This is a genomic window from Candidatus Protochlamydia sp. R18, from assembly GCF_000648255.1.
GTDB classification, from domain to species: domain Bacteria; phylum Chlamydiota; class Chlamydiia; order Chlamydiales; family Parachlamydiaceae; genus Protochlamydia; species Protochlamydia amoebophila.
The window spans coordinates 34923-61339 of record NZ_BASL01000725.1 but is presented as its reverse complement, the minus strand read 5'-3'; the positions used below and the strand labels follow the sequence as shown (position 1 = coordinate 61339).

General features: G+C 34.4%; 20 protein-coding genes and 1 tRNA gene. 5 read left to right on the top strand and 16 right to left on the bottom strand.

Translation table 11 applies throughout. The features are described from left to right. Positions 1–354 precede the first annotated feature (354 nt). The 6 genes from TY19_RS07875 to TY19_RS16235 all read right to left on the bottom strand — a co-directional run bounded on the left by TY19_RS07875 (position 355) and on the right by TY19_RS16235 (position 7088). The gene (locus TY19_RS07875) at positions 355–1938 is read right to left on the bottom strand and encodes a hypothetical protein (RefSeq protein ID WP_079979269.1); all 1584 of its coding nucleotides are present in this window, start codon (positions 1936–1938) and stop codon (positions 355–357) included. Positions 1939–2203: 265 nt separating this feature from the next. Continuing rightward, the gene (locus tag TY19_RS07870; RefSeq protein ID WP_042281603.1) at positions 2204–2704 is read right to left on the bottom strand and encodes a GyrI-like domain-containing protein; all 501 of its coding nucleotides are present in this window, start codon (positions 2702–2704) and stop codon (positions 2204–2206) included. Next, positions 2704–3612, bottom strand: coding sequence for a glycosyltransferase family 2 protein (locus TY19_RS07865; protein WP_042281600.1), 909 nt, complete (start codon positions 3610–3612; stop codon positions 2704–2706). The genes TY19_RS07870 and TY19_RS07865 overlap by 1 nt, the downstream gene beginning before the upstream one ends. Before the next feature lie 13 nt (positions 3613–3625). Then, on the bottom strand, positions 3626–4798 hold the full coding sequence (locus TY19_RS07860) for a rod shape-determining protein MreC (protein ID WP_052354858.1): 1173 nt from the start codon (positions 4796–4798) through the stop codon (positions 3626–3628). Between the two features lie 757 nt (positions 4799–5555). After that, the gene (locus TY19_RS07855) at positions 5556–6749 is read right to left on the bottom strand and encodes an amino acid aminotransferase (RefSeq protein WP_042281598.1); all 1194 of its coding nucleotides are present in this window, start codon (positions 6747–6749) and stop codon (positions 5556–5558) included. 171 nt (positions 6750–6920) lie between these two features. After that, the gene (locus tag TY19_RS16235) at positions 6921–7088 is read right to left on the bottom strand and encodes a hypothetical protein (RefSeq protein WP_158383156.1); all 168 of its coding nucleotides are present in this window, start codon (positions 7086–7088) and stop codon (positions 6921–6923) included. 441 nt (positions 7089–7529) lie between these two features. Here TY19_RS16235 and TY19_RS07850 point away from each other — a divergent pair. Then, a tRNA-Ala gene (locus TY19_RS07850) sits at positions 7530–7602 on the top strand. Positions 7603–7631: 29 nt separating this feature from the next. Here TY19_RS07850 and topA read toward each other — a convergent pair. From topA to TY19_RS07825, 5 genes are all read right to left on the bottom strand, one after another. Next, a complete protein-coding gene (gene topA / locus TY19_RS07845; protein ID WP_042281596.1) occupies positions 7632–10235 on the bottom strand; it encodes a type I DNA topoisomerase in 2604 nt (867 codons plus the stop codon). A gap of 81 nt (positions 10236–10316) precedes the next feature. Further along, positions 10317–11408, bottom strand: a complete 1092-nt coding sequence (gene dprA / locus TY19_RS07840) for a DNA-processing protein DprA (RefSeq protein WP_052354857.1) — start codon at positions 11406–11408, stop codon at positions 10317–10319. A gap of 135 nt (positions 11409–11543) precedes the next feature. Continuing rightward, on the bottom strand, positions 11544–12605 hold the full coding sequence (gene aroB / locus TY19_RS07835; protein WP_042281593.1) for a 3-dehydroquinate synthase: 1062 nt from the start codon (positions 12603–12605) through the stop codon (positions 11544–11546). A gap of 150 nt (positions 12606–12755) precedes the next feature. Beyond that, a complete protein-coding gene (locus TY19_RS16230) occupies positions 12756–12932 on the bottom strand; it encodes a hypothetical protein (RefSeq protein ID WP_158383154.1) in 177 nt (58 codons plus the stop codon). A 500-nt stretch (positions 12933–13432) separates the two neighbouring features. Beyond that, complete coding sequence (locus tag TY19_RS07825) at positions 13433–14176, bottom strand: tetratricopeptide repeat protein (protein ID WP_042281587.1); 744 nt, start codon at positions 14174–14176, stop codon at positions 13433–13435. A 269-nt stretch (positions 14177–14445) separates the two neighbouring features. Here TY19_RS07825 and TY19_RS07820 point away from each other — a divergent pair, with 269 nt between their 5' ends. The 4 genes from TY19_RS07820 to TY19_RS07805 all read left to right on the top strand — a co-directional run bounded on the left by TY19_RS07820 (position 14446) and on the right by TY19_RS07805 (position 19391). Then, positions 14446–15264, top strand: a complete 819-nt coding sequence (locus tag TY19_RS07820) for a ParB/RepB/Spo0J family partition protein (RefSeq protein WP_042281584.1) — start codon at positions 14446–14448, stop codon at positions 15262–15264. Between the two features lie 17 nt (positions 15265–15281). Further along, complete coding sequence (locus TY19_RS07815; protein WP_042281580.1) at positions 15282–17471, top strand: heavy metal translocating P-type ATPase; 2190 nt, start codon at positions 15282–15284, stop codon at positions 17469–17471. A 1-nt stretch (position 17472) separates the two neighbouring features. Continuing rightward, positions 17473–18429 (top strand): NAD-dependent epimerase, encoded by a 957-nt coding sequence (locus TY19_RS07810; RefSeq protein WP_042281578.1) that lies wholly within the window; start codon positions 17473–17475, stop codon positions 18427–18429. Between the two features lie 311 nt (positions 18430–18740). Beyond that, a complete protein-coding gene (locus TY19_RS07805) occupies positions 18741–19391 on the top strand; it encodes a hypothetical protein (protein ID WP_042281577.1) in 651 nt (216 codons plus the stop codon). 549 nt (positions 19392–19940) lie between these two features. On the opposite strand, the gene TY19_RS07800 is transcribed toward TY19_RS07805, so the two are convergent. The 5 genes from TY19_RS07800 to TY19_RS07780 all read right to left on the bottom strand — a co-directional run bounded on the left by TY19_RS07800 (position 19941) and on the right by TY19_RS07780 (position 26416). Then, positions 19941–21440, bottom strand: a complete 1500-nt coding sequence (locus tag TY19_RS07800; RefSeq protein ID WP_042281574.1) for a bifunctional ADP-dependent NAD(P)H-hydrate dehydratase/NAD(P)H-hydrate epimerase — start codon at positions 21438–21440, stop codon at positions 19941–19943. Between the two features lie 4 nt (positions 21441–21444). Further along, positions 21445–22446: an NAD(P)H-dependent glycerol-3-phosphate dehydrogenase gene (locus tag TY19_RS07795; RefSeq protein ID WP_042281573.1), complete on the bottom strand. Its 1002-nt coding sequence runs from the start codon at positions 22444–22446 to the stop codon at positions 21445–21447. 230 nt (positions 22447–22676) lie between these two features. After that, positions 22677–23414 carry an NYN domain-containing protein gene (locus tag TY19_RS07790; protein WP_042281570.1) on the bottom strand — a complete coding sequence of 246 codons (738 nt, stop codon included), beginning with the start codon at positions 23412–23414 and terminating at the stop codon, positions 22677–22679. Between the two features lie 4 nt (positions 23415–23418). After that, entirely contained in the window at positions 23419–24018 is a 600-nt protein-coding gene (rdgB, locus tag TY19_RS07785) for an RdgB/HAM1 family non-canonical purine NTP pyrophosphatase (RefSeq protein ID WP_042281567.1), read from the bottom strand. Between the two features lie 226 nt (positions 24019–24244). Next, positions 24245–26416: a GreA/GreB family elongation factor gene (locus TY19_RS07780; RefSeq protein ID WP_042281564.1), complete on the bottom strand. Its 2172-nt coding sequence runs from the start codon at positions 26414–26416 to the stop codon at positions 24245–24247. Position 26417: the final 1 nt, after the last annotated feature.

The window sequence follows — 26417 nt, the reverse complement described above, 5'->3', positions numbered from 1 at the left end:
TGCAAAAGCTATTGATTATACTTTTTGTCAAATATGTATATAAATGCACAATTAAATTCAATTAACTATAAGTAAAATCCTTTTTAGAACATCAAAATTTCTATTGAAAAAATGTTTAAAAATGCGAATTGAATAAAATGGTCTTGCTTCAATGCATCAAACCTATTTACTTGATAGATTGTCCTTGCTTTAAAGAAGAAAATTAGCGGGCGATGACCTCTACTCATAATGTTTTAAATTTTGGAGCAGGTCAACAGAGATGGCCTGTAACCTTTTTTAACTACATGCAAGGCTGTGAATCTACCTTGTTTTTTGCATGATGAGCCTCAAGCCATTTATTGTTCAGCTATGCTATTACTCTTTTTTACTCTTTTCGGTGAGTATTATTACTCCAAAAAATATGACTACTATTGCTACAACTATCAATGGATCAATTGCATTTTTAGCCTGGATTTTTTTAACTTTCGTTATGGGATTGGAGTGACTTCTTTCTTGTGCCGGTGCTGGACAATAAGGAAAAATATCTCTTTGAGTAATAGAACAACTTAAACAATTTCGATTTGTTATTTGCGCCTGCCCTTTTTTGTATAGATGGTCAATCATTTGGTTAAATATATGACCAATTCGGCCATCATTTGAAACATGTAACTGCACTTTTAAAAGAAGATGTAAATTAGCACTAGCAATAATATGAGGAGCCTTATAATGAATAAACTCTTTGTTCAAGCTTACGCCGTCTAAATAGTAAGCAACAAGATTTTCATCTTCGTTACTCCAACATTTAATATCTTTTAGAGATTGATTGCCACTTATGGGAGTATGCATGATTGTTTTAGCAGCTTGTCTAGCACAAATATTCGCAAACTCCCAATTTGTTTTGTCAAAATTCTTTTTTACCTCATGAAGTAAATAATCTACCCAACATGTTTTTGCGAACACTGAGATATTTAGGTAAGAGACTGCATGAGCAACCAGCAATCCTCTTAAAGTACCGGCCAGATGAGAATCATTTAAATCTATGTTATTAGATAAAGTCTGATCGGGTCGATGACATCTCAAAAATGCAATTAAGCCAATTGCAGCAGCCGGACCCATATATAGAATAGCCATCACATCAGCACCGATCTCGCTAAACCTGTTACCCCAGTAGTTAGCCCAATTTTTCTTTATATCCTCTGGGTAATATTCCAAAGCTTGATAAATGTCTTTCTTAATGGCATTTGATAAAATTTTTTTAGCTTTTGGATTTGTTTCCAAAATAGTGTGAGCAGTTTCACGGGCTAATACAAGCCAACTTAATATTCCTTTAGAAGAATAAGATAAAGGAAAAGAAACAATAGGAATAGAGTCTTCTAGTCCGTTTATAGAAATAGCACGCTCTTTTTTAATAGAATGCTTGAAAAGTGCCCAATGACCTATCTCATCTTCTGCCCACTTAGCAATGGGTGGTAAACAATGGCTAGCCGTACAGAAACTAGATGAAGCAACAAACGTATTCCACATGTCGCATACCATCAGTTGTAAAGCGCAGGTTTTTTTCCATTGAAAGCTACTGCTATGTTGCAGGATTATTTGAGCAATATTATGAGCAGTTTCGTATATTTTTAATTGTGTGCGTGCGGCCTGATGGGTAATTCTTTGACTATTTAAGAATTCTACATAAATGAAGGGGTTATTTAGGTATGTAAACTCCCAATCTTCAAAACATTCCAAATGCTTAATAGCATGGCCCCAAAAGCTGTTATGATAAGAATTTCTTAAATTGCGCTGCTTTTCTTGAATCGCTTTAAAAAAAGCTTTTTTAGTTTTTAGCGAAGGTAAGCTAACAGTTTCTTTTGCAGTTTCTGCCAACTCTTTAACAAGAATTTTCATATTCGAAGATAGGATACTCCACTGTACTGGTAGCCTATCTTGAAAAACGGCAGAAGTAAAATTCATATAGCCCTTGATACTGATTTTATTTGAAAAAAATATATGAGGAAAATCTTGTAATTTTCAGCAAAATAAAAATTATTTTTTAATTTAAAAATTTTAACTAGTTTTAACTAAGGCTAGCAATCCAGCATTTTTCAATTGAATAGCTATATATCATCAGATTAAAATAAAAGTGAAAGGAATAAAAAATTCTTTAATATTTTTCTCTAATTTTTTTTATCTATTTGAAATTTTAATTCATTTATATAAATAAGTATTCATATTCAAATTAGGTAAGCTGTTTAATTCCCACATAAATATCTAAAACAATATTTTGATGATCCGTGGCTCTTTCATCATAAATTTCAAAATCTACATTATATCGGCGCTCTCCGCCTAGCTCTGAGGCTGACATTTTCCAGATATAATTCCATGCATTCACAATCACATCAGGCATGGGAGCTGGCGCCGTTGTAAATTTTGCATACTGCTGCATAGGAATGAGTAGCGTTTGAAATTTTGTAGATAGTTGATCATCAAATAAGAGAACTTCTTCTCCTATAAAATAGGTATAAGAGCCTTTATAATCACTTTCATAATCTGTATAAACGCAAAAGGTTGTCCCCGGCTTTATTCTATGAAGAATTTTATCAGCAAGCTTTTCGTGAAAATAGCGTTTTACACAAGGAAAAATAGCGCTTTCCATTTTATCTAATTCTTGTTTATAGCTAGTTCTAACACTAACTCCAACTAATTTTATTTGAGGTTTGGAGATTAAAATTGTCTGCATTATTCTTTCCAATAGTATTTTTGACTGCTTAATGATTTCTTCAACCATAAGGGAGCGTAAAGAGATGCTTGTCCGCAACGATATCCTAATAACTTTACTGCTGTTTGTAAAAGAGCATAAGGAATAAAGTGTGGTTGTTTTTGTTTTAAAGTTTTCAATAGGGCTTTTAAATAATGAAATCCTCGTTTTGCATCTTTTCCCCCCTTTTCCAATAAATGTTGGTAAGAAGTTCTGGCATAACCAATATCAAAATGACGGCAAAATTCTTGTTTAAGTGTATAGTCATGCGAATGATGCACTTCAGCTTCTGCAACATAAGCAATTCGATGATTTCTTTGCAGGAGTTGTGCAACCGCAACTGTGTCTTCGCCGAATAAAACAGGTGAAAAACCGCCAATTTCATCTAAGGCAGCATTTAAATAAGCGGCACAAGAATTAGAACAAAAAAAAGTATAGACTCCATATTTCTTTACATCTTTAATGCTTCTGATATGACCTTCTGAAGGGTAATTGAATTGACGTGGGAAGCTGGCAAAAAAACCTGCTCCTTGGTGAGGTATTTGCCTTGCATAAGAAACACAAGCTTTTCCGAGAAGTAAAGGACTAATGAGTTTTTCTAACATACTTGCAGATGTTGGATAGGCATCTTGTGTCATCATGACTGTTATGGTTGTATTGAGAAATTGTCTGCCTTTTTCTCTCGTTAATCCATGATTAAACTCAGTTTGCGGAATAGTAAGTGTTTCAACACCCATGGCTTGCGCAATAGAAATTGTTTCATCTGTGGAAGAAGAATCAATAATGAGAATGCGTGGTTTTAGGCTAGATTGAATAAGAGGTCCTAAACAGAGAGGAAGGTGTTTGGCGGCCTGAAAAGTGGGAATAACAATACCGATGGAAGTTTGCATAAAACAAGTGGTCCTAATTAACTAAGTTTTTTATATATCCAACGGGAGGGATGACGAATACTAAAGATAAACTTTCTAAATCCACGCTTAAAGGAATAGCTTCAATCTCATAAAAATAATCTCCCTCTTTAAGTAAATGAATTTTACTAATTGTGGCTACTTTCAAACCTGCTGGAAACACTCCATCCATTCCTGTTGTGACTAAAAGATCATACATTTTTAAAAGGGGGACAGCTGTACCTTCTTGATTCAGAGGTTTACCTGTTCTTAAATCTCTTCCATTACCCTCCTCGTCAGCAAAATCATAGTTAAATCCTGTTCCTTTTAAAATAAACGATTGTCCTCGTATATTTGGTCGTTTAATTCCTTGTAAATGACCTTTAGCAAGATACCAAGTCTTTTTATGAGTTTTTAAAACTGTTTTTAAATGAGATAAAAACTTAGCAATTTGATCTGAGTCTTCTTTTGAAATAATTTTAGTGTTTTTTCGTTGTAATTGAATAAGAATAGATTCAATTTGTTCAGCAAGAAATAGCTCTTGTTCACCACCGCGAACTGCTCTTACAGAAGGGGTTAGACCTGTGTCTGTAATTAATCGAACGCGAGATTGGTGAGTTCCTACATAATCGATGACACCAACAATTGTTTGTCCTACTAGCACAGGGCTGTTTTTAGCTATAATTTTATCATTTGGGGGATTATCAGATTCTCCAACATTAATCCACAAAGATTGGTTCCAAGTATCTAAAGAACGAAATATAACACGAGCAGGCTTAGTTTGGATTTGTAACTGAAGGTTGGTAAAAAATTGTTGTTTAGTATGTTCTTGTTGTTTTTGTAAAATTTGAAGCTCTTGAGGATATTCATTAGCTAATTTATTTAATTGAAATTGTAAAGACTGCTGTTGATCTAATAGTTCGTAAAGAGTTTTTAGATCATTATTCAACAATTGATTTGTAAGTTCAAGTTTTTGATTTTCTTCTTGAAGAGAAAAAGTTGTTGTGGAAGGCGGAGCTTCAAACGGGTGTAAAATAAAATGTTTAATATAAAGTAATTTGTTCCACAAAGGAGCCAGGAGAGCGACAGACTCTCCTCTAAGCTTGTCAGAAATCGGCCTTGAAAGGCTTAGAGAAAAAATTAAAGCGATAAAGATAATAAGATAGGAAATGGCAAATTTTTTGTTCACTTAATATCAAAGCTCAAAAAAAATATATATAAACATTTTATAACTTTAAAAAAGATGATTACCTTTGTTTTAACTTAATGCCTTTATCTCACCAAGTCGTGAGGAAATTCGGATTTTTTAAGGTCGAGATGAATCACATTATTTAAACTCTCGGAGATTATTGCTTTTTAATATATTGCGAATGACGCGGTAAAAAGAAATTCCTCTACATGTCCCTAAAAATAGCCTGAAGTCACAAGATAGCTATCCTATTATGCCTGTTGAATGTTTGGATAGTTCATTTTTGAACCAACCTTGAAGAAACAACTTTCAAGTTATTCACCAAAAAAGAAATCGTTACTTTAGTTGGATAGTTAACAAGGATACGCAGGTTTTTTACTCCTTCTAAAAAGACCAAATGCACAGGCATGAGAAAAATACATATTCTTTCTGTTTTTAAAACTTGTTGCCTGATTCATAAGCTAAATTGTAGCATGGATTTATAATTATTCGAAAAACATTTCAATTCCTTTTATATCCGACAAAAACAGGCTAAGGCATCACAAACCCAATTTGATAAATGCAGTTTTCTATACAAAATGAGGCTGCAGTCAATGCGATCATCGAAAAAACATTGGGCGAAAGAACGCATTGCTGTCCTGAATGTGAAATAAGGCTTTAAGAGATTTTAACGCAGTGTAAAATATTTTATCCTTCGGATTAGTTGGCCTGAGAATAGCTTTTAGAAGCTTTCACCTGTAAGCGGGAGCCTTCACTACTACATAACAGATGAAATTGCATTGACTACATATTCAATATTTTGAGTGTTTAATCCTGCAATATTGATTCGTCCGTCGCTAGGAATATAAATAGCAAATTCTTTCCGCAAACGATTGACTTGGGAATAATTTAATCCACAAAAACCAAATAAACCAATTTGTTGGTGTAAGTAGTTTAAATTTTTATCTTCTCCTTTGACTAACAAAGAAGCAATAAATGTTTTCCGCATTTCAACAACTCGGTCACGCATATTATTTAATTCTATTTTCCATTCTTCAGTTAATTCTGGTGAACTCAAGATCGTAGAAACAATTCGAGCTCCTTGAAGAGGAGGATTGGAGTAATTAGCACGAATTAAAACCTTTAATTGACTAGCTATAGATGGTATTTGTTTTTGTTGGGATGTCACAACAGTCAAAAAACCTACTCGCTCCCCGTATAAACCAAAATTTTTAGAAAAAGAGTAAGCGATCAACATTTCATGGCCTTCACTAGCAAAGTACCGAATAGGTTGTGCATCGAGTTCTAAATCTTTCCCAAATCCTTGATAAGCGATATCAAAAAAAGGAATGAGTTCATGTTTTTTAATCAGCTGAGAAAGCTCTTTCCATTGTTCAAAAGTTGGATCGACGCCTGATGGATTGTGACAGCAACCATGCAGAAGAATAACGCTTCCAGTTGACATTTGGCGGATGGCTTGGCACATTCCTGAAAAATTTAATTTGTATGCATTAAAATCGAAGTAAGGATAGGAATCAATTTTTAAACCTGTTTTTTCAAAAACCTGTTTGTGGTTTGGCCACGATGGTTGAGGAATAAAAATTTTTTGGCAAGTAAGCTTATTTAAAAACTCTCCTCCTAATCTTAAAGCGCTTGTTCCTCCAACGGTTTGAACAGCAAAAAAATTTTTATTGGTAAACAAAGCGTGGTCTGAACCAAATAACAGCTCTAAAGAATTTTTTAGGAAAACACTATTTCCCTCTATCGGTTGATAATCTTTATTGAGATGTTTTTGAAGCAGATCAATTTCTGCTTTTCGGACACTGGTGAGAACTAGTGAATGTCCATCTGCAGTTTTATAAGTTCCTGCACTCAAATTAATTTTTTGAGGATTTTGATCAAGAGAGAAGTCTATAGAAAGATTTAAAATTGGGTCTGGTGGTAAAAGAGAAATATTGTTAAAAAAAGGCATGGGATCCCTTATCTCAAATGACATAATAAAGCTATGTCAATTGATTATCTAAATGTCTAATTACTTCGAATGCAGAACTTTCCTGAATTTTTTAAAAACCTTTATTATACAAGAGCTTTAACATATCGGATGAATAAAGAATATTGAAAAAATGGAATTTCATTGCAAACTTTAGTCAAATCGATATGAAATTCGTGGAGGAAAAAAAGTGATAAAATAGAGACCATCCATCACATTTTTAATTTTTTCAAAAGTTCTTAATTGAATGTCATATTGAGAAGAGAGAGCAGGCAAAAATTTGCGGCCATAAAAATCATAAGCGAAAGTTATTTTTCCCATGTATGACTTTCCAATTTCGCACGCAAAAAATTAAAAGTACCATGCTTGGCGTACAACAAACCTAAGGACATGGTCTGTTGATAAATATCTAAATAATTTGAGTGTGTTCAATTTAATTGACTACCAGCCTTTCCAATAGAAAAAAGAGCAAATCCTAAGATTATTTGAGCAATGCCATATCGAGAACGATAAGTCGTGGACCATTGATGAAGCTTAGGAAATGTTTGCTGAGGCAAATATCCAATTCAATTAAAAGTATTGTCAGTTAATGTAAAAAATGAATTTAAATGAGATTATTGTCGACATGCTAGATATCATTTCATTGCATTATAAATAATATAATTCGTTTTAAAATCAATTGCGATATAAAGGCTGACTCAAATGAAGAATAATTATTTATTTGATCAAAAAAAACAAGATCATTACCATTGCTTTTCTTTTGGGGCGTTAGCTCAGTTGGTAGAGCGCAACAATGGCATTGTTGAGGCCAACGGTTCGACTCCGTTACGCTCCAGCTTCTTGATTTCTTTTTCTGGCATTTAATTATTTTTTGAGATGAGCGCTTAATAAAGTAGCCATTTTAAACATGTCTACAGGCTGCGTTGTTCCAAAAACTTGCGAAAGCTTGGCATCTGGTATAATTAGCCGTTTATTGTTTGTATCTTGAAGTTGATGTGTTTTAATATAATCCCAAACTTTTTTCGTCATGTCGCCACGGGTTATTTCTGAAACCTCTATAATCCCTTTTAATTCAGGAGAAACTTGATAAACAGGCATTTGCCTTACTTTCTTTGGTTTATCGGGGGTCGATTTGATTTTTTTAGTCGCTTTTGAAGCGTTAGCTTTTGCAGTTTTCTTTGTTTTTTCTTTAGTAGCTGTTTTAGCTGCAGCTTTTTTTCCTTTTTTCTCGTAGGGTGTGCGCGGATGATTGGGATATTTATTTTCTACCTGCTCTAAATTATTAACAATGACATCACATTCGGGGAAAGTCGAGCAAGAATAAAAAATTTTACCAAAACGAGATTTTCGAGCTACCATATGGCCGGGGCATTCGATGGCTGGGCAAGAAGGGAGATCTTGTTGCGATAGCGCTTCCTCACCTTTTTTAGGAATATTGATAATACCTTTGCATTCAGGATACTTTGTACAACCTAAAAATGCTCCGTAACGTCCGTGTCTAATTTTCATTTCAGAGCCACAATTAGGACAAGGTTGCTCCCAATCAAAGTCAGTAGCATAATCTTCTTTATTAAATGTAATTTCTTCCACAGGGGAAGAATAATCACATTCAGGATAACGAGAACATCCAAAGAAATACTTAGAACGAGCCCAAACTTTTTGTAGCTTGCCAATTTTACATTTCGGACAATCAATTTCGGTCATGACTTTAGGAACAAATGCTTCTTTAAGAGCTATTTCCAAAGTGGGGTTAAATTGTTCCCAAAAATCTCGAATAAGGGTTTTCCAATCTTTCATATTTTCGGCTACACGCTCTAAATCGTCTTCCATAGCTGCGGTAAAGCCAATATTCATGATTTTTTGAAAACTAGTTTCTAACATTTGAGCAATAATTTGACCGAGTTCCGTGGGTTTGAGCCTTCCGTTTTCTTTAACCGTATAATCCCGACTTTGAATTTTATTCATAATTGCAGCATAAGTCGATGGTCTTCCAATACCCGATTTTTCTAGTTCTTTTACTAAAGAAGCTTCTGTAAAACGAGGAGGAGGTCTTGTGAAAGCTTGCTCGGAAGTTAATTCTTGCAGGAAAAGCGTTTGTCCTTCTTCCAGTTTAGGCAACATTCGATTTTCATCATCTTTTTCGTCGTCATCATTTTTTTCTTCATAAACAGCTAAAAAACCCTGAAATTTGATAATCGAACCTGTCGCTCTGAGTAAAATTCCTTCACCAGCTAAAATGTCAGCTGAAACAGTATCGTAGATAGCAGCGACCATTTGAGAAGCTAAAAATCGTCTCCAAATCAATTGGTACAATGAAAATTGTTCTTTAGTTAGATATGGCTGGACTTTTTCAGGTGTATTTTGCAAACTGGCAGGCCTGATTGCTTCGTGAGCATCTTGCGCGCTTTTTTGAGTACTGTATTGTTTAGGATCCGATGGAATAAAATCGCTACCATATTGCTTTTTTATGAATTCGCGCGCTTCTTGCACGGCCTCTGGAGAAATGCGAACTGAGTCTGTACGCATATAAGTGATTAAACCCTCTGGACCGTCAGATCCAAGATCAACTCCTTCATAAAGCCCTTGAGCAATGTTCATCGTACGAGCGGAAGAGAAACCGTGGTGTCGGCTAGCTTCTTGCTGAAGAGTAGAAGTGATAAAAGGAGGAACTGGAAAACGCCGTTTTTCTTTACGTTCAACTTTTTTGACCTGATAAGGACCGGGTTTCATCCGTTTTAAAATCGCGTCAGCTGCTTCTTTATTGTTAACAATTGTAATCTCTTTTCCTTCAATGGGTTCTTTCTCAAATCGTTTTCCATCGACAGAGTACAATGCAGCTCGAAAAAGGCGATCTTCTTGATCAGTTTTTAAAATGGCTCCGATATTCCAATATTCGATAGGTTTAAAAGCTTCAATTTCTTTTTCACGATCCACCACTAACTTTAAAGCAACAGACTGAACCCTTCCAGCCGATAAGAAGTTTTCTCGCCCTCGTTGAATTCGTCTATTGAGTAAAGGGGAAATTTTATATCCCACAATGCGATCTAATAATCGTCTCGCTTGTTGGGCATTTACTAAGGCAATATCAATTTCTCTAGGATTTTCCAATGCCTTAACAACAGCATCTTTTGTAATAGAATTGAAAGAGACTCTTTTAATATTTGTATTAGGAGGAAGAATTTGAGTAATGTGCCAAGCAATAGCTTCTCCTTCTCTATCAGGATCTGGGGAAAGGTAAACGACATCACACTGTTTAGCTGCTTTTAAAAGCTTTGAAATGACCTCTTCTTTGTTAGGCATAATCGTATATTTAGGTTCGAAGTCATTCTCAATATCGATTCCAAATTCTCTTTCAGGTAAATCGCGAACATGGCCAATCGACGACTCAAAAATAAAATTTGTGCCAAGAAATTTTTTCAACGTTTTAATTTTAGCGGGTGACTCGACGATAATCAGCGCTTTACCCATGTTGTCATAACTCCGTGATTGAAGAGCATATGTTAAATTTTATTGTAAAACTAAAGCTCTCTTTGATGTCTCTTCATTCTATTAAATTTTTTTATAAAATTTACCAGGAAATTCTTTAATTATTTTTTTTAAGACCAAACTCATTAGCAAGCTATTAACTTGTTGAATAGGGAGTTGAGCTCGTTTAACAATTTCTTCTATAGATAATTCTTCGACTGGCAATTTTTGTAGTAAATGGATCTCTTCTTGTTGTAAATGCACCAGATCTAAAGGTTTTTGTTCAATTGGTGTTGTAAAACAGAAGGTATCAAGACATTGTACTATATCTTCGATATTTTCAACTAATATTGCTTTTTTGTTTTTAATTAGAGCATGATTTCCTCGAAAATTTTCTTGATCAGCTCTTCCAGGTAAAGCCCAAATATGTTTTTTTTGTTCAAGAGCATTTTCAATTGTGAGGATTGCTCCACTTTTTTGAGGAGCTTCTATCAACAGTGTGCCTAAACTCATTCCACTCACTAAACGATTTCGTTTAGGAAAATGACTGCGGTGAGGAGGTGTAGACATGGAAAATTCAGAAATAACAGCTCCTTTTTTTGCTATTTGATCAGCTAAATGATGATTTTCTTGAGGATAAATATTCGCTAATCCCGAACCGATAATGGCTAATGTTCTACCTCCAGCTTCTAAAGCTCCTATGTGTGCAGCTGTATCAATTCCTCTGGCTAAGCCGCTTACGATTGTAAAGCCTGCTTGGGCAAGCTCGTAACTAAGTTTTTTTGCCATTTCCAATCCATACAGAGTGGCTTGTCTAGTCCCAATGATAGTTATACTTTGATTATCTTGAGGCTTTAATTCTCCTTTTAGGTATAAAAGTGGGGGATGATCGGGAATATTTTGTAATTGCTTGGGGTAAGAAGGATCTTTAAAAGAAATAAGATGCGTGTGGAATTTTTCTACTAATTGAAGATTAGCAAAATGTTTTTTAGACCGGATGTGTTCTTGCCATTGATCTAAAATTTTTTGTTTAAATCCGGGTAAATGGCTCAGTTCCGTTATCGAAGCAGAAAGAGCCTTTTTTGCAGAACCAAAATAATCTACTAAAAAACGCACTTTGACAGGTCCAATTAACGGCATATCCGTCAAAATCATTAAGGCTTCTAATTCTTCCAAATTCCCTCAATATTCTTCATACATTGCCACTATTTTAAAAATGAAAAATTAGATTGTTTTGAAAATAGAAATTGAAAAATCTTTATGTGTTAAGACTAGTTCTTTCTTTTTTCCTTTAAAAATTTCGAAAAAATTCTATTGTTTTGCCATTTTTGTTGACAGAGTATTTTTTATCAAATGAGGATCTACATCAAAAATTTGTGTCACTTTACCAACTTTTTCAGGCAGAATGAGATTAATAGAACCATTTCGTCCCTTTTTATCTTTTGCCATTAAATAAGTGAAACGTGTAAGTGGAAAATGAGGTAAATGAATAGGTAATTGAGCTTGTTGACAAAGTGCATCTTGTCTTTGCATGGTTTCTTGCGTTGTTAAACCCATTTGACAACTTAAATAAGCAGCGCAGCTCATTCCAATAGAAACTGCTTCTCCATGTAAATATTGATAACGGCTCATCATTTCAATTACATGACCAAATGTATGGCCGTAGTTCAGCTGGGCTCTTATTCCCAAATCTTTAAAATCAGCTTCAACATATTTTTTTTTAATTGCACATGATTGTTGAATGATAATCTCGAGTAATTCTTCATCTCTTTGTTCTATAAGGGACCAAGAATTTTCAAGAAGTTCAAAAAGTGAGTGTGAGGCAATCATTCCATATTTAACAATTTCTGCAAAACCTGCTTGATAATGCTTTTTCGAAAGTGTTTTTAAAGTAAAAGGATCTATTAAAATTTTTTTAGGTAGATGGAATGATCCTATAATATTTTTAGATTTACTTGTGTTAATTCCTGTTTTTCCACCGATACTAGCATCAACCATGGCAAGAAGGGTAGTTGGAAGATAAATCGTATCGATTCCTCTCATATAGCAAGAGGCTACAAATCCCGCTAAATCACAGATAACACCGCCTCCTAAAGCGATCACAAGAGAATATCGATCTAGTTGGTGTTTGATAAAATGTCGCCAGCATCTTGTTGTTTGTTTTAAGCTTTTACTCGTTTCACCTTCAGGAATCAGTAAAACGGAAAAACTCCAGCTGAGCTTAAAAAACTGCTCTGTTATTTTCTGCTCATACATTGCCCATAACTGAGGATGAGTTATGATGACAACTTTTGAGCAAGATAAAGACTCTAAATAGTATTTTAAATCATCTAAACAATGACTTTGAATGACATAGTTTGATGAGTTTAACATATTAACCTTACGTTTCGAATTTTTTTAATTGAAAATCAAAAACTTCGTTAAATTTTTTTTTGCTAAGAATTTGAATGTAGATTGGTAATTCTACAAAATTAATGATAAAAAAGAAGCGGCTAATCATTGATTAGCCGCAAGTTTTCTTTACTAGAAAGAAACGGTAATAGTTCCGCTGACTTTAACCACTTGATAAAGTGGTTGGGTGTCTGCTGAATTAGTACCTATGGATAGATGTCGCGTCGGAACGAGTAAATTTAATTCTGAATCTACTCTTGCATATTCGTGAACATCTTCTAACGCGAGCGAGCTGTTATAATTGCTCACAATTATTCTCCATCTACCTTTTGAAAGGTAGTTAATTGAGAACGAATTTAAGCCGTCATTGAATGACACTCCTTTTTTGGTTTATGGGACGCTTAATTGTATTAATTCAACTAGCATCTTTAGCCAGAACAAAGAGAGCTATAGTTGATATCACCAAAGCTAACTCATCGTCCTCTCAAATTGATCTTTATCTCGCTTATTACGAGTCTTATTTTTTTATGGCTTCGAAAAAATTCCCAGGCTTGTGGCTTCGAGCAATGATAGCCTAATGTCACCTCCTTTGGTGCTCCGTTGTTCCACTCTTTGAGAAATACAAGGGTCCCCACTCCCATCTACCAAAACTAGACAAGAGGATTTGTTCTGCTTTGCTTTAAAGATAAAAGTTTAAAACAAATCTGAACAAAAAATAATAATTATTATTTTCATTTATCAAATAAAGATTAAATCTGCAAGATTGCTTCATCCAAAGCATTGTTTTTGATAAATGTTAATTTTCCAATTTATGATTTTTGTTGGTTTTTTCTTCCTTCAACAAATTGTTCTAAATTTATTTGCCCTGCTTGAAATAATTTTGTTGTGACGAGTTCAGCTTCCGAAAAATCCTTATTTCGATTGAGTACGAGTAATTGATCCCAAGTGGCAACTGCTTCTGAAGCTTGGTCCAATTGCTCATATAAAAGGGCTAATCGAATTAGATTATAGACAGAAAGCACAACATTTTCAGGAATTAGGGATAATTGTTTTTGTAGTTCATTCGCTTGCATTAATGCTTCTTTGTAAGATCCTTCACTAATGAGTAATGAAGTTTTTGCGTAATTTACATATAAATTTAGTTGATCAGGTTTTACTCTTTCAAATGTTGATTTAGCTAACCGTTTTGCTTCTGATGGTTGATTTTGAATAATGAAATATTGGGCTAAAGCACCATCATATTTAGCATGGAGTTCAGGATGGCGAGCCATAATAGCTAATAGCTCTTGAATATGAGTTTTTTTAATGTCGGCAGAGCTTGTATTTTGTTCAATTTGTTGAAAAGCATTCGCAGCTTGTATAAAGTCGTTTTCAGCGTTTAATGTTTGTAAAGATAAAAAACGGTAGATAAAAAGCAAAGCGACAAATAAGCCCAATAATCCCCATAAAAAAAAATGTTTGCGATCAGATATCCACAAAATCAAAGGATGATCAACCCAATCATCAGATAAGCTTGGCGATTGAAAAGGAGAAAATGTCGTTTTTTTATTCATAAGTATCACTGGTTTAAATTTTGTTTAACGAATTGTTGTGAAAAAATTTGTTAACAACCTTTTCTGCACAGGCAAAGCGTAAATTCTTATAGATAATCTTTTTGATTAAAAAACTATAAATAAAAGCATGATATTTTTCAGCTATTTCTTGTAAAATTAAAAGTCCTTTATTAGCTATCACCTATCAAATCAAAGTTTGAAGTCTTTATATTAAAACTCAGACTAATAATTTTTTTCAAAATTCTATCATTATAATAATTTATTAGAACATGCAAGAAGAGACGACAAAAGAAAATAGAGATGATTTGAGAGAAGTGCTTCTTTCTCAAATTCAAATAAATCCTTACCAGCCCAGGCGTGAATTTAAGAAAGATGAGCTACAAGAGCTGGCAGACTCCATTAAAGCGGTGGGCATCATTCATCCGCCACTTGTTCGTATGCTTGGGGATTCTGAAAAGTATGAACTCATTGCAGGAGAAAGAAGATTTCGAGCTTCCCAAATTGCTGGTTTAAAATCTATCCCTGTTTTAGTTCGAAAAACTTCTTATGCTCAATCAGCGCAAGCTGCTTTAATTGAAAATATTCAACGCATAGATTTGAATCCTTTAGAAATAGCTAAAGCCCTTAAACAACTGATGGATGATTTCAACTTTAGCCAAGAACGCCTCTCACAACAAATCGGTAAAAAAAGATCAACAGTGGCTAATTATCTTCGTTTATTGACTTTGCCTATGACGATTCAAACTAGTATTTGGCAAGGGGCAATTAGTATGGGGCATGCTAAAGCTATTCTTGCTTTAGAGTCAGAAGATAAGCAAAAACTATTACATGATTTGATTTTAAGAGACACTCTTAATGTACGAGAAGCTGAACAAGCGGCGGCTAGAATTAATCAAAAAGCAAAAAAACAACAATTGAGCTATGTTACGAGGGATTTTTATCTAGAGCAATTGGCGGAAAAAATTCAGCAAAATTTAGGAACAAAGGTCGTCATACAAGGAAAAGGTAAGAAAGGACGTATTTCTATTGATTATTATAACCTTGATGATTTAGATCGGCTGTTAGATATATTTGGGATAAAAGATTAATTAAGACTGAGGATAGAATGGAGAAAAAAAAATTGTTAATTCGAGGGATGCACTGTGTTTCATGCGCGCAAAATCTTGAAAACAGTTTGAAGAAAGTTTCTGGATTACAAGAGATTCATGTTGATTATTCGACTAGTCAAGCTGATATTATTTTTGACGAAAACAAAGTTTCATTTGCCTCACTAGAAAAGCATATAAAAAAAATGGGATATGAGAGTTATTCATTTAGGCATTCTTTAGATGAAGATAAACGAATAAAGCAAAAAGAAATTCAAAATTCTTTTAAAACCTTTTTGATCGCTGCTGTTTTGTCTTTGCCTTTTGTGATTCAGATGTTAGCGATGATGTCAGGATATGCTTTTTCCATTCCTCCAACATGGCAATTTTTTTTAGCCACCCTTGTACAATTTGGGTGTGGAGGAACATTTTATCGATCCTCTTTTTATGCTCTTAAAAACTGGCAAATCAATATGGATGTTTTGGTTGTTTTGGGATCAACTGCGGCTTATCTATTTAGCTTTTATGTTTATCTTTTAAAACTTTCTTACTCTTTTTATTTTGAAAGTAGCGCGCTCATTATTACCTTGATTTTATTTGGACGTTGGTTAGAAGCCGTCACTAAAGGAAAAACCTCTAAAGCACTAGAGCATCTACATCAGTTACAGCCTAAAATTGCTCGTATTGAGAAAAATGGTGAAATTATAGAGGTGGATGTTGCCTCGATTCAAGTAGGTGATATTTTTATGGTCCGTCCTGGAGATCATATTCCAGTTGATGGGTGGGTGATAGAAGGAGAGTCTTCCATCAATGAATCTTTGTTAACGGGAGAAAGTTTGCCGGTTTATAAGAAACAGGGATCAAAACTTTATGCAGCGACAATCAATGAAACTGGTTACTTGAAAGGGCAGGCCTCTTCAGTTGGATCCGATACAATTTTAGCTCAGATTCTTCGATCTGTAGAAAAAGCGCAATCTTCGAAAGCACCTATTCAAAAATTTGTGGATAAAATTTCTGCAGTTTTCGTTCCCTGCGTACTTCTAATCAGTTGTTTGACGATATTAATTTGGACATTTCTAATAGGTGATTTTACAGCTGGATTGATTAATGCGGTCTCTGTTCTAGTGATTGCATGCCCTTGTGTTTTAGGATTAGCCACGCCGGCAGTTCTTGTGGTAGCAAGTGGGGTTGGAGCACAATACGGAATATTTTTTAAACAAGCTTCTTCGATCGAGCAGGCTGAAAAAATCAAATTTTTATTTTTAGATAAGACCGGTACCTTAACGAAAGGAATTCCCTCTGTGATGGGAATCTATCCAAATGCCAAATATCTTAAAAATGACGTATTACAAATAGCAGCTTCGCTTGAAAATTGCTCTTCCCATCCTTTAGCTAAGGCTATATTAAATGAGGCCAAAGAAGAGGGAATTCTTTTAAAAATTGTCAAAGAATTTAATTCATTTATTGGAAAAGGCATTACAGGAACAATGGATGAAAAGGTTTATTATTTAGGCTCTGCTAACTTTGCAAAAGAAATGGGAATTGAAATCGACCCTGCTTTTTCTCTTCTTGAAAAACAAGGAGAATCGCTGGTCTTTGTTTGGACAGGCCATCAATTATTAGGCATGATTACCATCATGGATGAGCTAAGAAAGGAAAGTATGGAAGTAATTCGTTTGTTGAAATTGAAAGGAATTTATCCCATCCTTTTAACTGGAGATCGAAAATATCTTGCTGAAACTATTGCAAAAAAAGTGGGAATTGAAGATGCGCGGTTTGAACTGCTTCCAGACAATAAAATGCAGATTATCCGAGAAGCTAAAAGTAGTGGAAAAGTAGGAATAATTGGAGACGGAATTAACGATGCTCCAGCTCTTGCAGAAGCTGATGTGAGTTTTGCTCTTGCCTTTGGTAGCGATATTGCTATTGAAGTCGCTGATATTACTTTAATACGAAATGATTTAATGAGTTTAGTGGACGCTATAGACCTTTCCCAGCAGACCATGCGTAAAATGAAATATAATTTATTTTTAGCATTTATTTATAATATTCTTGCGATTCCTTTGGCAGCTTTTGGACTTCTTAATCCAATGATTGCGGCAGGAACAATGGCAATGAGCTCTGTTTCTGTGATCGCCAATGCGTTATTACTACGTTATTGGAAGCCAGAAATAAATAGAAATAATGTGGAGAGGATTATCAAAGTTTAAAATGGGAAAACAAATTTTTATTACAGGAATAGCCGGATTCATTGGCTTTCACCTCGCGCAAAAGCTTGCAAAAAGAGGAGATCGTATCATTGGATATGATAATTTTAATCCTTATTATGATACTCAGTTAAAACGAGATCGAGCGTTAAAGTTATCAAAATTGGGCATTGAAATTATTGAAGGGGATATTCAAAACTACGAAAAGCTGCAAAATAGTATTCTATTGCATCAAACGACCCATTTAATCCACTTAGCTGCACAAGCCGGTGTTCGTTATTCATTACAAGAACCGGCCACTTATCTTAAAACCAATGTAGATGGATTTTTAAATATTCTAGAAATTTGCCGCTCTCATCCCCATTTAAAATTAATTTATGCATCCTCGTCTTCCGTTTATGGCCTAAATACGAAAGTTCCTTTCTCTTTAGAAGATCGTACCGATCAACAAGCAAGCTTATACGGAGTGACTAAGAAAACTAATGAATTAATGGCTAAAACTTATCATCATCTATTTGGAATCTCTTCAATTGGGCTACGCTTTTTTACAGTTTATGGGCCTTGGGGTAGGCCAGATATGGCTTATTTCTCGTTTGCAAACGCCATTGTTCAAGGAAAACCTATTGAAATTTTTAATGAAGGTAAAATGCAAAGAGATTTCACGTATGTGGATGATATTGTGGAAGGAACCATCGGAGCCATAGATACTGAAATTTCATTAGGCGTTTTTAACTTAGGTAATCACAGACCAGTTGAATTATTATATTTTGTGTTATTGTTAGAAAAAGAGCTGGGGATTGAAGCTCATAAAACATGGCTGCCCATGCAGTCTGGTGACGTTGTTGCTACCTTTGCTGATATCCAGGAAAGCACGAAACAACTTGGTTTTCAACCTAAAATTTCTATTGAAGAAGGCCTTGGTAGATTTGTGAAATGGTATAAAAACTACTATAATTTATAAAAAATTAGGGATTTTATTCATTATTTATTATCAAAGTATTTTTTGATTGGTCGTTATGAGGTTAGCCGGTTATATGTCAATTTATTTCGATTCGATATATGTCAATACGGAAATTCAACAAGAGGAAAAGTCTTTCTCTTAGTTCAAATTTCTGAGATTCAATATAAATTTGCATTTTTTTATTTTTTTATTTTCTCTATTCGATTAATTTGCAATATCAACCTAAATTTCTGGGTGGATTTGCTCAAAAATCGTTTAGCGCGTTAATTAATTTTGGAAAAGTCTAATTTGAAAAGACAAAAGGATCTTTTATGCATCGTTTAACACTTTGGTTGGTTTGTACAGCTATTTTGATTTTAACCAGTTGCCAAACAAAAGTGATAGGAACTGGTCCTTGGGTAAAAAAAATTGATTCTGAAGAATTATCAAAAATTGTGATTAGTTTTTCGGCTAAGATGAAAATAGATAAACATTTAGAGTTAGAAGATTCGTGGGTATCTTATGAAGATTATATCAAAAAATTGTCTTTACATTATTCTTCTCAGAGACTTTTAACTGTTTATGACGCTCGTCTCTTATTGGTAGAATTGGTTGAAGAGCTTCTTTATAGAATTAATAATAATTCTATTATTAGCTACGAAGTAGAACATTTTCCTTTTACAGCTGATGATCTTGATGTGAAAATCAATTTTGAAAGTTTTTACGGTCGTTTTGCTGACGAACAATATGTAGGTTTGATTTCGTTACAAGCCGGATGTGCTCATTTTTATGCTTTTGACCAAAAAAACCGAGGTATTGATTGGACAAATGATCGATTTGAACCGTATACGAAAAGCCGTGAATTAGCATTCATTAAAAGGGAAGTAGACCTTCCTTTCACCGATATGCATGAAACAAATTCTAGAGGCCTTAATAAAGACAATTTAGATGGAACTTATTTTCAATTGCAATCACAGTATTGAATTAAAGTTAACTAGTCAATGCTGAATAACAAAATACTTTGTTTAAAACCTACCAAGAGGTAGGTTTTGTGAATATAAAAACTTGCTGGAGATTGAGCTTTCATTTGTTAAAGCTGCAAATTGCAATTAAATTCACTTATATTAATTTAATCTCTAAAACCTGTTTCTTTAGATATACAAGATCTGCTTTGGATTGGAAAACAATTAACGATCGAAGATTAATATAGGTACTGAGTAAAAGGCCAGCAATAAGCTTTGGCTCTCAATAACAAACTCTGAAAAGAAGCGATTATTGTTTTTACTATCTAATTTGGGCAACAGAAGATAAAAGCTAAGAGGGTGGTCTTGTTGTAAGTAGGAGTTGTTTAGATTTGCTTTGTGTAACTAGAAATTCTTAAATCTAATGAGCTTTTATGGGTGTCTTGAAAACTCGCGTGTTTATATTCGAGATTATTTTTCTCTAATAAGCTACCTTAATATTTGATTAATATTGCTTACATCCTAGCGTCGTTTTGCAGGGAAAAAGAACTCGAATTCGGCATCGACCATTTAAACTGGTTGTTCAAGGGCATGATAAGCCAGATTCAAATGATCAATTAAATCAGAGGCAATCATTCCTCTTTCTGTCAATCTTTTGCTTTTAGCTATATCACCAGCTAAGCCATGTAAAAACACTCCTAAAAGGGCTGCTTGATGGCTTTCCAAGCCTTGAGAAAGAAAAGAAGCAATAATTCCTGTTAAGACATCTCCACTTCCAGCCGTTGCCATTCCACAATTGCCTGTTGGGTTAACATAAATCGGTTGATTAGGATGAAAAATAAATGTTGGAGCTCCCTTTAAAATGAGAGTGATGTCATGTTGCTCTGCATATTGCTGACATTTTTTAAGGATATTTTCGTTTAATATCAGGTGAGAGGTTTCTTGTAGTAACTTTTGCATTTCTCCCGTATGCGGAGTAAAAATAGTTCGTTTCGGAAGTAAAAAGGGAGTTTTTGTGTATAAAGTCAGAGCGTCAGCATCTAGAACACAAGAAGTGTTTAAATGAGGTAAACAACTTCTTAGTAAATGATCGATGGGTTGTGTAAGACCAAGACCCGGTCCGACAAAAATGGCCTTAGCTTTTTGAAGTTCCTGTAAAACTTTTTGAGTGTCTCCCAATGCATAAGGCGTTTTAATTAACTCATAAGGACTATTATTTAATTCACATCGCATGTCTTCAGGATATAACAGATGTACCATACCACTTCCAGCTCTTAAAGCAGCTAAAGAAGGCAGCAATGCGGCGCCAGGCATAGAGCGCGAACCTGCTAAACCCATAACGTAACCAGCTTGATATTTATGCCGATTACGTACAAGTTTGGGTAATAAATTTTTAATGAAAGACTTTGTTAATAAAACAAAACTAGCATTTTCTTTTGAAAATACATTGAGTGGCAAACCAAAATCTACGAATTTTAATTGACCAACTACATTCCAACCTTGTTGTAAAAAAAATCCTGTTTTGGGGAAGCCAAGACATATTGTTTCATTCGCTTGAATGGCTAAACCATTTATTTCTCCTGTAGATCCATTCAATCCTGAAGGAATATCAATTGATAAAATAGGAGCATAACTTTGATTGGCTTTTTCAATTAATTTTGTATAAGGCTCTTGAATTTTTCCTTTGAATCCTGTTCCAAATAAACCGTCGATTAGAAGCTGGTTTGAGTCAAATTGGATCTGCTGAGAAATCGTTCCGCCAAGGTTTTCAAAACGCAGCGCATTTTTTTTACAGAGTTCAGAACAATTTTCTAAAGATTCTAATTGAATAGATGAGACACTATATCCATAATTTAATAAATAACAACCTGCTACGTAGGCATCTCCGCCATTATTGCCTTTCCCACAAAGAAGAACAATGTGATTGATGAGAGGATGTTTAAGAATAAATTCTTTAATGGCGAGCGCAATTCCATATCCAGCTTTTTCCATAAAATCTAATGCACTAAAACCCTGCTTAATAGCTGATTTTTCTAATTCCGATACCGCTTGGGCTGATAAGACTTGCATGATTTTATAAATGCTCTTCTTTGATCGTTCTTTTCATTAATGCACTCACAGCTTCAATAGGTTTAATAGTCCCTTGAATAATATTATAAACGGCTTCAGAAATTGGCATGATAATTTTATGTTGTTTACTTAATTGCAATGCTGAAACACACGTATAAGCTCCTTCTACAACCATACCAATTCGATTTCTTGCTTGTTCTGTGGATAGCCCTTGGGCTAAAAGTGTACCAAAACGAAAATTGCGACTAATAGGCGAACTACAAGTCACACATAAGTCACCCATTCCTGCTAGCCCATTTAATGTTTCTGCTTTACAACCACATGCAACGGATAATTTTCGAATTTCGTGCAGACCTCGCGTCATTAAAGCTGCTTTGGAGCTGCATCCCAATGCTAGGCCATCGGAAATCCCACAAGCAATACCAATAATATTTTTTAAAGCTCCTCCAAATGCGACTCCTAAAATATCAGTGTTAGGATAGACTCGAAAAGTAGGGGTCATAAATGTCTCACAAATCTCTTGGATGACTTCGGCCGTGTAACCCGTTCCAACGACAGAAGTTGGGAGTTCACGAATGACTTCTTGTGCAAAACTAGGACCGCTTAAAAAACCTATCAATGCTCTAAACTCTTCACCTAAAACTTCAATAACGACTTCTGGTAGGATCATTCCTGTATCTTGTTCAATCCCTTTGGAAGTAATGACAATAGGGCAATTAGGTAATCCTAAAGAACGTACTTGTTCAAATACAGAGCGTAAACCTGCAGAGGTGACTGATTCAACAATCATATCCACATCTTTTAAAGCTTCAGACATATCTGTTGTGAAAGTCATTTCTCCTTTTGATAGATGACCTGCTAAAAGAGGGTGTTCTCTCGTATCCGTTAGATGTTTTGCTAATTCAGGTTTTGTTGTCCAACAGACAACTTTATGCCCCTTTGAAGCTAGTAAAGAAGCTAGGCAATAACCCCAAGCCCCTAATCCAAGGTAGCCAATTTTTTTCATACCAATCCTTTCGATGTCATCTTGATCTCCAAGAAAAAAGATCTCTCATTTTATTTTATAAAGATTTGGATTTTTGACTGTTCAATCTGCTAACAAGCAAAATGAAATCAAAATTCTTACTAAACTGAAGTTTTGGTTATTAAATGATCTTCAAACTTTTCCATTATCTTTTAGTTCGATTTTACAAATTTATTATTACCATAACACGCCATAGAATTACCGCAAAGTTGTTAGGATTTTTCGACGTCTTGATATGAAAAATGTTTTAATCTTGCTTCGAAAACTTTTTCCCATCGCTCCATTTGAGTTGGAGCATCAATAGCAAGGGGTGGAATTTTGGGAAAAGGGTCTTTTTTTTCTTTAGGCTTTCTGGATTTTGAAGGCGTTTTTTTGTCCAATGCCGGTTCTTTTTTTAGAAGTTTTTGATACTCGTTTTCAAAAATTTGCTGATAATAATCAGTTGAACCTTCAATTTTTTGATCGACTTTAGGGTTAGAAGGATTAGAAGGATTAGAAGGAATTGAAGTTTTTGGAGAAGTAACTGGATTAAAAAATTTAGAGCGATTTGTCAGTTTCTTTAGTTTATTTTTATAAGCTTTATTTAACCATTGAATAAAATTTTCTACGCTTTCTGTTTGAGCCTGTTTATTTCGGGCTAACTTCGCCAGTTTTTTATCTGAAGTAATGATAATTTCTTGTTGAGGTTGAGAAGAATATTTAAGAGCATCTAAAATAAATTCATCTGCTGTTTCTCCCTGGGCGGTGAATAAAATTTCAACGTTATTAAAGTGAGAACGCGTTCCTTCTCCTTCTTGAAAAGTTCCATCAAACACAATTGAAACATCTATTTTGAGTATAGAAATTTTTTTATCTAAATCTAAAATAAATTGCTCCCGAGAACTTTGCAAATTCTCATAAGCATGAACTAATCTAAAAAGGAAATTGTATCCATCAATATAATAATGCATTTATTTAATCTCGAAGATTTTCTAAAAATGCAGAGAGTCGTTCAAAAGCTTTTCTTCTATGAGAAATACGGTTTTTAACGGCTTCGTCGATCTCGGCAAAAGATTTTTCGTAATCGTTTTTTACAAATAACGAGTCATATCCAAATCCATTCCGTCCTCTAGCTTCATTGAGAATAAACCCTTCACAAATCCCCTGAACGCACTTTTGTAAACCAGCTGGAGAAGACAATGCTAAACAACATTCATAATAAGCTGTACGGTCTTCTTTATTTATTAATTGTCTCATTTCTAAAAGAAGTTTTTTACGATTTTCTTCATCAGTTGCCTCTAATCCAGCAAACCGACGAGAATAAATACCCGGTTTTCCGCTTAACCGGGGAACAACTAAACCAGAATCATCAGCAAGAACCCATATATTGAGATGTTTAGCTGCATGCTCCGCTTTAGAAATAGCGTTTTCTTTAAAATTAGTTCCCACTTCTTCTGGACACATGTAATCTGGAAATTGATGAAGAGATAAAATTTCTAGATGAGCAAAAGCTTTGCACATTTCTTTAAATTCACGAATTTTATGCAAATTAGTAGTTGCCAGAAGAATTTCCATAGGAACCAATTTTTTAAGGTTAGGAAGAGCAGGGTTTGGCGTTATGACCTAAATTTGGGTTTATATTGCAGTTATAACATGCATTAGAATTAATACCAAATGACAGAAATAAACTCATTTTCTTGGTTAAGCAAAGGCTTAGGTGGATTTATTTAAGAAATTCGAGGAATTTGCAAAAATGGATAACATCTTTGCAAATTTCTGAACTGAAAAGATAAACTATAGATTAAGACCTTAAATAACTATGTAAGCTTAAAACTTTGAAAGTTTCATCTTTAAATTGAAACTGATCCCCAATTTTTTTTCCTATCATTGCTTGTGCAAATTTTGAATTGAGAGAAAGTATATTTTTTTCCGGATCTGCGTCCCAAGGCCCTAAAATTGAATATCTAATTTTTTGTCCTTGACTATCAATTAAATCAATGACACTACCAATTCCTACTTCATCAGTAAGAATATCATCAGGAGTGATAATTCGAGCACGTCCGAATTGTTCCGATAGTGTTTTTAACTCTGATTGTAATCTAGCGCGGCGTTCTTGAGCAAATTTAAATTCAGAGTTTTCGCGTAAATCTCCCAGAGCTCGAGCAGCTTCAATTTCTCGCGCATTTTCTACAACTTCAACTGTTCCGATTTGACGAATTCTATCTTGAATTTTTAAGTATCCTTCTTCTGTAGTCCAAATTTCTTCATCCTCTGTTTTTGCTTGTCCTTTGCGTGGTTTGGAAGAAGCGAGGGAAGGATGAACAACACCTGCTAAAGAGCGTAAAATTGTCATATCATGATCTGTTAAAGACTGACATTTAGAAGCTAAAAGTAAAATCTCTTTCGTATATTCTAAGCTTGTACCTTGTAAAAGTTCCCGTACAAGTGCGTATCGTTTCCCTGATAACATGGAATACATTTTTTTAGAAAGATCTCTATATTCAGGTCGGTTTTCTAGAGTACTAAACAGAATAAAGAAAGATTCAAAAAATTGACCAAGCCCTAACTTTGATTGGAAGGGTAAATTTTCTTCCTTACTTAGAAGCTTCTGGAAATACCAAACAAACAATTCTGGCGATAGGCTCGGATTATCAATCAATTCTTGGAGTTTAGATTCTAAGGCTGGTTTAGTAGTGAGACCTTGATTTAATTCTTTTAATAAATAATCTCGTAATTGAGCTTGGGGTAATTCGAAAAGTAAGGTTAAGAAAATTGAGGGCCAATCCGATCTTTGTTCTTTAACATAAACTAATGCACGTTTTTTAAAGGCAACAATGTCAATATTTTGGATAAGGGGTTCAATTTTTTTAGTGCTTTGTATCAATTTACAAATTTCTTCTGTAGATGATTTATTAACAAAAAACTGTTCAAGCAATAAATGAATTTGCAACAATTGTACTTCACTTAGATCGGGAAGCTCTAAAAGATCTGTCAGTTTTGTTTGCAAAGATTTTTTTGTGTCTGTATTTTTTAAAGCATTGGCTGTATCACGCACAAAAGTATAGGTAGTTTGAATAATTTGATCTACTTCTGTTTTATTGTGCATAGCATTTTTAAGACGTTCTTCCGTAGATAACTCAGCTTTTCTTAGCAAGAAAGGTTCTCTTAAATGATCAGGGGTTTCGATCATAGGGTCTTTTTTAATTTTTGCACGGGCTCCTTGCCACCATTTTGTCCAATCTTTTTCTGGGATAACAAGTACGCAAAGTTCATCTTTTATTTCTGCTGCCGTCTTTGGCCCAATATCATGCAGAAGAAGTTTAATAAGATTAACAGGATTATCACGTCCTTCTTTTTCTAAACTGTCGGGGTCAGCAAAACGTCTTGCTAAAAAATGTTTAGGGGATAAAGGAATTAGGGTTTTAAGTGCATTAGCAAAAGAAAGGTCTTTACGTCCTGAAATATTTTCGAATTCAATGACCAAATGCTCCCGAACAAAAGAGACATCCATGATTTCTCCTGTTCCCCAGCCAGCATGATGAAAAACCATATTACCTTTTGCTAAGTGACTAATTAAATCATATTTAGAAATGGCTCCCTGGAATTGATCTTTGTCTCTTAATCCAGCAAGTTTTAATCTCTCTTGAAATTTAGGATGATTACCGTGATATTTTTGAAGGGTTTCTAATGTTAAATCTATTAAAGTGGGATGGTTGGTAGTTTGAATGTCAATGAGTAATCGCAAAATTTCGTAAGATTGCTCAGGGTCAGTTATTGTTTTCCAAAGAGGGAGGGCTGTTTCGATTATTTGTCCAAAGTGTTTGCTTAAATCGGATGATTTAATTGCTTTTAAAAGTTGGCTAAATTCTTCGAAATCTACCGTATCACTTGTGCAATATTCCTCCCATAAAACGAGAAATTTATGAAAATCCCGATTATTGATTTGCGTCAAAAACTCCTTCAAATACCCCATT

Coding starts and splice junctions, on each gene's coding strand:
- TY19_RS07875 (WP_079979269.1), bottom strand. CDS start 1,938: ATGAATTTTACTTCTGCCGTTTTTCAAGATAGGCTACCAGTACAGTGG.
- TY19_RS07870 (WP_042281603.1), bottom strand. CDS start 2,704: ATGCAGACAATTTTAATCTCCAAACCTCAAATAAAATTAGTTGGAGTT.
- TY19_RS07865 (WP_042281600.1), bottom strand. CDS start 3,612: ATGCAAACTTCCATCGGTATTGTTATTCCCACTTTTCAGGCCGCCAAA.
- TY19_RS07855 (WP_042281598.1), bottom strand. CDS start 6,749: ATGCCTTTTTTTAACAATATTTCTCTTTTACCACCAGACCCAATTTTA.
- TY19_RS16235 (WP_158383156.1), bottom strand. CDS start 7,088: ATGGGAAAAATAACTTTCGCTTATGATTTTTATGGCCGCAAATTTTTG.
- topA (WP_042281596.1), bottom strand. CDS start 10,235: ATGGGTAAAGCGCTGATTATCGTCGAGTCACCCGCTAAAATTAAAACG.
- aroB (WP_042281593.1), bottom strand. CDS start 12,605: ATGTTAAACTCATCAAACTATGTCATTCAAAGTCATTGTTTAGATGAT.
- TY19_RS07825 (WP_042281587.1), bottom strand. CDS start 14,176: ATGAATAAAAAAACGACATTTTCTCCTTTTCAATCGCCAAGCTTATCT.
- TY19_RS07820 (WP_042281584.1), top strand. CDS start 14,446: ATGCAAGAAGAGACGACAAAAGAAAATAGAGATGATTTGAGAGAAGTG.
- TY19_RS07815 (WP_042281580.1), top strand. CDS start 15,282: ATGGAGAAAAAAAAATTGTTAATTCGAGGGATGCACTGTGTTTCATGC.
- TY19_RS07810 (WP_042281578.1), top strand. CDS start 17,473: ATGGGAAAACAAATTTTTATTACAGGAATAGCCGGATTCATTGGCTTT.
- TY19_RS07805 (WP_042281577.1), top strand. CDS start 18,741: ATGCATCGTTTAACACTTTGGTTGGTTTGTACAGCTATTTTGATTTTA.
- TY19_RS07800 (WP_042281574.1), bottom strand. CDS start 21,440: ATGCAAGTCTTATCAGCCCAAGCGGTATCGGAATTAGAAAAATCAGCT.
- TY19_RS07795 (WP_042281573.1), bottom strand. CDS start 22,446: ATGAAAAAAATTGGCTACCTTGGATTAGGGGCTTGGGGTTATTGCCTA.
- TY19_RS07790 (WP_042281570.1), bottom strand. CDS start 23,414: ATGCATTATTATATTGATGGATACAATTTCCTTTTTAGATTAGTTCAT.
- rdgB (WP_042281567.1), bottom strand. CDS start 24,018: ATGGAAATTCTTCTGGCAACTACTAATTTGCATAAAATTCGTGAATTT.
- TY19_RS07780 (WP_042281564.1), bottom strand. CDS start 26,416: ATGGGGTATTTGAAGGAGTTTTTGACGCAAATCAATAATCGGGATTTT.